This is a genomic window from Pseudomonas sp. BS-2016, from assembly GCF_001806145.1.
Lineage (GTDB): Bacteria > Pseudomonadota > Gammaproteobacteria > Pseudomonadales > Pseudomonadaceae > Aquipseudomonas > Aquipseudomonas lundensis.
Window position 1 is genome coordinate 1 of record NZ_MLCT01000155.1, and the last position, 1686, is coordinate 1686.

Consider the following 1686-nt stretch of genomic DNA (forward strand, 5'->3'; position numbering starts at 1 on the left):
CTTCCTTGGTCATGCCCTTCGGGCCACGGAAGTGGTAAGGAAAGGGAATGAAGTTGGCGCGCTCGCCAAAGTGGCCGTAGCGACGACGATAGCGGAAGCTGGAGGTGATCGACGAGGCGCCGAGGGTGCGGCCGTGGTAACCGCCTTCGAAGGCGAACATCAGGCTTTTGCCGTTGCTGGCGTTGCGCACCACTTTCAGGGAGTCTTCGATCGACTGCGAGCCGCCGACGTTGAAGTGCACACGGCCGTCGAGGCCGAACTTGTTCTTGGCATCGACCGCGATCATTTCCGACAGCTCGATCTTGCCTTTGTGCAGGTACTGGCTGGCGATTTGCGGCAGCGTGTCGATCTGCTTTTTCAGCGCGTTGTTCAAGCGCGGGTTGGCATAGCCGAAGTTGACGGCCGAGTACCACATTTGCAGGTCGAGGTAGGCCTGGTCTTCGGTGTCCCACACATAAGAGCCTTCGCAGCGGCTGAAAATACGCGGCGGCTCGATGTAGTGAACGGTGTCGCCGTAGGAGCAATACTTGGCTTCTTTATCCAGAAGCACCTGGTCTTCGGCGGTAGCGATACGGATATCAGACATGATGGAAGAGTTCCTGATTGTCAGAAGAGGTGTTGAAGGTGGTGGCGTTGGCGGCGAGGCCTTGTGGCAGCTTGGCCAGCAACGCCGGCACTTGCGCAAAGGTGTCGAAGCGCGCATGAGGAATCTGGTGGGCGACGCAGTAGTCGGCGAGGCTGCCCTTGGCGAACACGAAGTCGGCGGTGGAGGCCACGCACATGTCGGACTTGCCGTCGCCGATCACCAGCACGCGCTTGTTGCGCGGCGTGGATCTGCACTTGCAGTTGCCGGCAGCAGCGCGACAGGCATCGCTGGCATACGGGAAGTCGATGCGCCAGCTGTCCTGGTCAACCTGGCGCAGGCGGTTGGCGAGGATCGGCAGCAGGGTCACGTAGTTGCGCGAAAGGATGCGGGCAATGCCCTGCTCGAGGCCGTCGCTGACCACTTCGATGGAAGCACCCAGGCCCATGACGTGATCGACGAAATCCGGGAAGTCCGGGTCGATCTCGACACTGTCAAAGTACGCCAGCAGTTCAGCCGGGGTGGCCTTGATCAGCGCCAGTTGGCGGCTCAGGCATTCGCGTGAACCGATATGCCCATCCATCCATTCCTGCTCAATGGTTTCCCACTCGGGGCCGGCGAAGCGTTGGAGGACGTTGTCGATGACATCCGTGGGAGTAATGGTCCCGTCGAAGTCACACACGATATGCCAGTTGATCATCTGCCTTTCCTTTAGGTAAAGGGCCTTGGAGGAGCGCGCTGTATGCGCTTGCCAAGGGATAGAGCAGGGACTGTGCCAACTGGCGAAAACCCCGCAGGGCTGGGGGTTAGGGCGAAATGCGCGGTGATAGGTGTCGCGGGAGCTACAATTTTTGTAGCTTGCTACAAACAACATGAGTGCTTGCGCAGGCGCGTCGGTTTGCGCGTTCATGCGCGCCTGTCCACCTTCAGGAAACGTCCCCATGTCCAAGCTCGCTGCTGCTGTATTCACCGGTTTACTTGGAGGGTGGGGCCTTTGCAGTGCCGCGTGGGCAGAAGGCATCACGGGCGACGTGGGCGTGGGCCTCAGCTATCAGCCCCACGACCCCAGCGGCAGCCGCTACGAAACCCGGCCTGTGCCTTAC

2 protein-coding genes and 1 pseudogene are annotated in these 1686 nt (G+C 60.4%); 1 reads left to right on the forward strand and 2 read right to left on the reverse strand.

Translation table 11 applies throughout. From position 1 onward, the window contains the following. Both BKD70_RS23240 and BKD70_RS23245 read right to left on the reverse strand, forming a co-directional pair. Nucleotides 1–586, reverse strand: a 586-nt coding sequence (locus BKD70_RS23240; protein WP_139145823.1) for an aminotransferase class III-fold pyridoxal phosphate-dependent enzyme, incomplete at its 3' end; no start/stop codon positions are given. Continuing rightward, nucleotides 579–1283, reverse strand: coding sequence for an MtnX-like HAD-IB family phosphatase (locus BKD70_RS23245; RefSeq protein ID WP_057976068.1), 705 nt, complete (start codon nt 1281–1283; stop codon nt 579–581). The genes BKD70_RS23245 and BKD70_RS23240, both read right to left, overlap by 8 nt. 241 nt (nt 1284–1524) lie before the next feature. Here BKD70_RS23245 and BKD70_RS25505 point away from each other — a divergent pair. Beyond that, nucleotides 1525–1686, forward strand: a pseudogene (locus BKD70_RS25505) (MipA/OmpV family protein); the annotation flags it as partial.